The sequence below is a fragment of the Catenulispora pinistramenti genome (assembly GCF_018274385.1).
Lineage (GTDB): Bacteria > Actinomycetota > Actinomycetes > Streptomycetales > Catenulisporaceae > Catenulispora > Catenulispora pinistramenti.
Map to the genome: position 1 here is coordinate 1 of NZ_JAAFYZ010000388.1, position 4,983 is coordinate 4,983.

The following is a 4,983-nucleotide window of genomic DNA, read 5'->3' on the forward strand; positions in this document are numbered from 1 at the left end:
CACCTGGGCGGCCCCACCCCCACCCTGGTCGACACCAGAACCGGCAAGGGCTGGTCCGCCTGGTCCCGCAACAAGCGCATCATCGTCATAGCGGTGATCGGCATCGTCGTCATCGGCGCCGCCGTCGCCGCGATCCTCGCCCTCTCCGGCGGCAACTCCAAGAAGAGCGCGGCCGGTACCACCGCCAGCGCGCCCGCCAACGTCCCCAACTCCGGTGCCACCTCCCTAGCCTCGGTCCCGACCACCGCCGCGGCGGCCGGTCCGATCGGCGCGCAGCAGGGTGCGCCGGGCGCGAGTGACGTCGTCCTGCGCGGTCTCTACGTCGCCGCCGCGGACCGCGACTTCCAGACCGTCTGCGCCTCGCAGACCGTCGACGCGCAGAAGGGCGCGGCCAAGGGCGCCGGCTGGAACGGTCAGGGCGACCCCATGCCGCTGTGCGAGAAGTACTTCCAGAGCAACTGGTCCACCATCAGCGCCGACTACCTGCGCAGCCGTCAGGTGACCGACGTCAAGCCGGGCGCGGCCCAGTCCACGATGACCGTCACCGTGAACGACCCGCCCCCGTCCGGCGGCGGCACCACCCGCAGCTTCACCGTGGTCTGGCAGGACACGCACTGGCTCCTGGAAGCAGCGAACGCCTGACTCCCGCCGCCGCCGGACCCGGTTCCACCCGTCCACTGGACGGCGCAGTGCTCAACGCGGCCCGGTCGGACCACTAACCTGTCACTTATGACAGGGCATGGACCGGCCGTCGCAGCGGTCGGGAACACAGCGGCCACAGGGAGTAACGGCACGTACTTCAGTGCCTACTCCGTGGTCGGGATCCTCCTGCTCCTGGGAGTGGCGTTCGTGGCGACCGCCTTCGGGGCCAACCGTTTGTTGAGCCCACACGCGCCCAGCCCCGAGAAGCTGCTCACCTACGAATGCGGCGTGGACCCGGTCGGCGAGGGGTGGGCCCATACTCAGGTCCGCTATTACGTATATGCGTTCCTATACGCCATCTTCGCAGTAGACGCCGTATATCTGTTCCCCTGGGCGACCATCTTCGCGGCACCCGGCTTCAAGGGCACCACGCTCGTGGAGATGTTCGTCTTTCTCGGCTTCTTGGCGGTCGGCTTGCTGTACGCCTATAAGAAGGGTGTGCTGGCATGGCTGTAGACCTCCCCATCCCCCGCGTGGGCGCCCCCGGGCAGTCCTCTACAGAGGGACAAGGCACGGGAACAGGTACGGGAGCTGCATTAGGGCTCCTCAACAGCGCCGCCCCCCAACCGATGCGCGTCGTCCTCAACTGGGGACGCCGCTACTCCCTCTGGGTCTTCAACTTCGGCCTGGCCTGCTGCGCGATCGAGTTCATCGCCACCTCCATGGCCCGCCACGACTTCATCCGCCTGGGCGTCATCCCCTTCGCTCCGGGACCCCGCCAGGCTGACCTGATGGTCGTCTCCGGCACGGTCTCGGACAAGATGGCGCCGGCCGTGAAGCGTTTGTACGACCAGATGCCCGAACCCAAGTACGTGATCTCCTTCGGCTCCTGCAGCAACTGTGGAGGGCCCTACTGGGACTCGTACTGCGTCACCAAGGGAGTCGACCAGGTCATCCCGGTAGACGTCTACGTGCCGGGCTGCCCGCCCCGTCCTGAAGCCCTGCTTCAAGGAATCATCAAGCTGCAGGAAAAGATCGCGGCCGAAGACCTCACCGCGCGCTATAGCGGACGCGATCCGCGTAACGCTCCGCGGCTCCCCTTTATGCGCCGCGCTCCTAAGCATCTCTCTAAAGCCTCTGCAGACGCTGGCGGAGCGAAGACCCAAGCCGTCGCCGACCCGAAGACCATCGCGGACATCCTCGCGACGGCCCAGGCCCAGGCGCCGGTCTCCCTACTCCCGCCGCGCGAGGACGCCCCGACGGTCCTCCTCCCGGTCGTGGAGAAGCCGAAGCCGCCGAAGCTCTTCTACCGCCGCTACCCGAAGGAACTGCGGCGGTCCCGTGACATCGGTCTCAACATCCTCAACCAGAAGCCGGACCCCGACGATGACTGAGCCCGAGCCCGAGCCCGAGTCCGAGATCGAGATCGAGATCGAGATCGAGATCGAGATCGAGCCTGAGACCTGGGAAGAAGTCCAGGAGACCTTCGGCGAGCGGACCGTCACCGTCCCCTCCGACGACTGGCTTGCCACGCTGGAGCGGGCCCACGGATTCGGCTACACGTTCTTCGACTGGCTGACCGCCGTCGACGAGGAGGACGCCGGGTTCGACGTCTTCGCGCACGTCGCCAAGATCGAGGGCGAGCAGAAGGCGGCCCGCCTGCTGATCAGGACCCGCATTCCCAAAGACAAGCCCGAGCTGCCCTCGGCCGTGCCGATCTACCGGGGCGCGAACTGGCACGAGCGCGAGACGTTCGAGATGTTCGGCATCACGTTCACCCGGCACCCGAACTTGATCCCGCTGCTGCTGCCGGACGGCTTCGACGGCCATCCGCTGCGCAAGGACTTCGTGCTGGCCGCGCGGGTCGCCAAGGAATGGCCGGGCGTCAAGGAGCCGGGGGAGGGCGGGCCTTCGCACGCCGCTCCCGCCGGCCGCGCGACGCGTCGTCGTATGGTTCCCCCCGGCGTTCCGGACGGCTGGCTGAAGCCTCTGCCCCAGGACGAGCCGGCCAAGACCCAGGACAAGCCGGCTAAGACCGAACCGGCTAAGACCGAAGACGGACAGGAAGGCGGAGCATGAGCGTCACGGACGCCGTCGTCCGCCTGGCCATCATCATGGGGTTCTTCCTCGTCGTGCCGCTGGTCGTCGGCCAGATGGAGCACAAGGCGATGGCCCACATGCAGTCCCGCGTGGGACCGATGTACGCCGGGGCCTTCCACGGCTGGGCGCAGCTCGTCGCCGACGGCGTGAAGTTCGCGCAGAAGGAGGACGTGGTCCCGGCCGCCGCCGACCGCCGCGTGTTCCAGCTGGCGCCGGCCGTCGCGCTGATCCCGTACCTGGTGGCGCTGGTCACGATCCCGGTCGGGCCGGGCACGCAGGTCGGGCGGAACCTGGACGCCGGGCTGTTCTTCGTGCTGGCGGTGATGGGCGTCGGCGTCCTGGGCTCGCTGATGGCCGGCTGGGCCAGCGCGAACAAGTACTCGCTGCTCGGCGGCATCCGCAGCGCGGCGCAGCTGATGGCGTACGAGCTGCCGATGATCCTGGCCGCCTCCTCGGTGGCGATGGCCGCCGGCACGCTGTCGCTGACCGGTATCGCCGAGTCCTGGCACTGGTACTGGCTCCCGTGGCAGGCCGCGGGCCTGTTCGTGTTCTTCGTCTCGGGCCTGGCCGAACTCCAGCGCCCGCCGTTCGACATGCCGGTGGCCGACTCCGAGATCATCTTCGGCGCCTACACCGAGTACACCGGCATCCGCTTCGCGCTGTTCCTGCTGGCCGAGTACGCCGGCATCGTGCTCCTGTCCCTGCTGACCGCCGTCCTGTTCCTCGGCGGCTGGAAGGGCCCGTTCTACTTCGGCCTCGGCGCCGCCGGCTTCGGCTGGTTCTGGACTCTGGCCAAGACCCTGGTCCTGGCCTTCCTGGTGATCTGGCTCCGGGTGAGCTACCCGCGGCTGCGCGAGGACCAGCTCCAGAAACTGGCGTGGACGACGCTGATCCCCCTGGCGTTGGCGCAGATCGCGCTGACCGGAATCCTGAAGGTGGTCTGATGGGCGCGGACAAGAGCGCCGACAAGCGCGGCCTGCCCGGCGCCGGCCTGGCCAAGGGCCTGGCGACGACCCTGAAGACGATGACCCACCGCTCCGTCACGGCGCAGTACCCGGACGTGAAGCCGGAACTCCCCCCGCGCAGCCGGGGCGTCATCGCCCTCCTGGAGGAGAACTGCACCTCCTGCATGCTCTGCGCGCGCGAGTGCCCGGACTGGTGCATCTACATCGACTCCCACAAAGAAGTCGTCCCCGCCACCGAACCCGGCCAGCGCGACCGCACCCGCAACGTCCTCGACCGCTTCGCGATCGACTACAGCCTGTGCATGTACTGCGGCATCTGCATCGAGGCCTGCCCCTTCGACGCCCTCTTCTGGTCCCCGGAATTCGAGTACGCCGAATTCGACATCGTCGACCTCCTCCACGAAAAAGACCGCCTCCGCGACTGGATGTGGACGGTCCCCCCGCCCCCGGCCCACGCCGAGAACGCGGAGCCCCCGAAGGAAATCGCCACAGCCCAGAAGACGGTCGAGAAGCAGGCGGCGGCCGAGGCCAAGGCCGCGGCCGACCGCGCCGCCGCCGCCGTGCCGAAGCCCACGCCCACCCTGCACAAGGCACCCCCGGAGGCCGACACCAAGGAGATCCCGAAGGTCGTCAGCCCGGACGCGACGAAGGATACGACCGAGCTCCCGAAGGTCCCGCGCCCGACGCCCCGCACGGAGCCTCCGGCCGCGACCGAGCTTTCGGCGGGGCTGATCGCCGAGATCGCGGCGGCTGCCGCCGGGGAGAGCAAGGCAGCGCCGGAGTCCGCAGCCGAGGCCACTGCTGAGCTGGAGCCCGTGGCCGACGCTGCACCCGCCACCGAGCCCGAGCAAGAGGCTGCCGCTCTGGGAACAGCCAGCGATGCCACGCCTGAGTCGGCTTCGAGTGAGCCTGCTGCTGATGAGGCCAAGGCTGTCGCCGAGCCGGAAACTGTCGCCGAAGCCACAGCTCGCGAGCCCGAGCCGGAAGCCACCGCTCAGCCCGAGGTCGCAGCAGAGCCCATCGCTGAGCCCGAGGTCGCCGCCGCTGAATCTGAGCCCGCCGCCGAGCCGGAAACTGTCGCTGAAGTAGTTGCCGCCGAGCCCGAGCCGGAAGCTCCCAAACCCGCACCCGCCCGCGCTCGCAAATCCACGGCCGCCAAGCCCGCCGCATCCAAGCCCGCCGCATCCAAGACCTCGAAGTCCGCCTCGAAATCGGCTGCCTCGAAGTCCACCAAAGCCACTCCCCGCGGCCCCCGCAAAACCGCATCCCCCGACAC

The 4,983-nt window shown here is 68.8% G+C and carries 3 protein-coding genes and 3 pseudogenes; all 6 read left to right on the forward strand.

Annotated features, from left to right (window positions below; translation table 11 throughout):
* Nucleotides 1–642: pseudogene (locus KGQ19_RS47390) on the forward strand (hypothetical protein); the annotation flags it as partial.
* 87 nt (nt 643–729) lie between these two features.
* Nucleotides 730–1,158, forward strand: a complete 429-nt coding sequence (locus KGQ19_RS47395) for an NADH-quinone oxidoreductase subunit A (protein WP_212022013.1) — start codon at nt 730–732, stop codon at nt 1,156–1,158.
* Nucleotides 1,149–1,716: pseudogene (locus KGQ19_RS53245) on the forward strand (NADH-quinone oxidoreductase subunit B); the annotation flags it as partial. The gene KGQ19_RS47395 and the pseudogene KGQ19_RS53245, both read left to right, overlap by 10 nt.
* A gap of 312 nt (nt 1,717–2,028) precedes the next feature.
* Nucleotides 2,029–2,721, forward strand: a complete 693-nt coding sequence (locus tag KGQ19_RS47405; protein ID WP_212022015.1) for an NADH-quinone oxidoreductase subunit C — start codon at nt 2,029–2,031, stop codon at nt 2,719–2,721.
* A complete protein-coding gene (locus KGQ19_RS47410; RefSeq protein WP_212022016.1) occupies nt 2,718–3,686 on the forward strand; it encodes a complex I subunit 1/NuoH family protein in 969 nt (322 codons plus the stop codon). The genes KGQ19_RS47405 and KGQ19_RS47410 overlap by 4 nt, the downstream gene beginning before the upstream one ends.
* A pseudogene (locus KGQ19_RS53250) lies at nt 3,686–4,267 on the forward strand (NuoI/complex I 23 kDa subunit family protein); the annotation flags it as partial. The gene KGQ19_RS47410 and the pseudogene KGQ19_RS53250, both read left to right, overlap by 1 nt.
* Between the last annotated feature and the right edge of the window lie 716 nt (nt 4,268–4,983).

Excerpts from the sequence above, each read along its gene's own strand:
- KGQ19_RS47395 (WP_212022013.1), top strand. The coding sequence starts at position 730 with ATGACAGGGCATGGACCGGCCGTCGCAGCGGTCGGGAACACAGCGGCC.
- KGQ19_RS47410 (WP_212022016.1), top strand. The coding sequence starts at position 2,718 with ATGAGCGTCACGGACGCCGTCGTCCGCCTGGCCATCATCATGGGGTTC.
- KGQ19_RS47405 (WP_212022015.1), top strand. The coding sequence starts at position 2,029 with ATGACTGAGCCCGAGCCCGAGCCCGAGTCCGAGATCGAGATCGAGATC.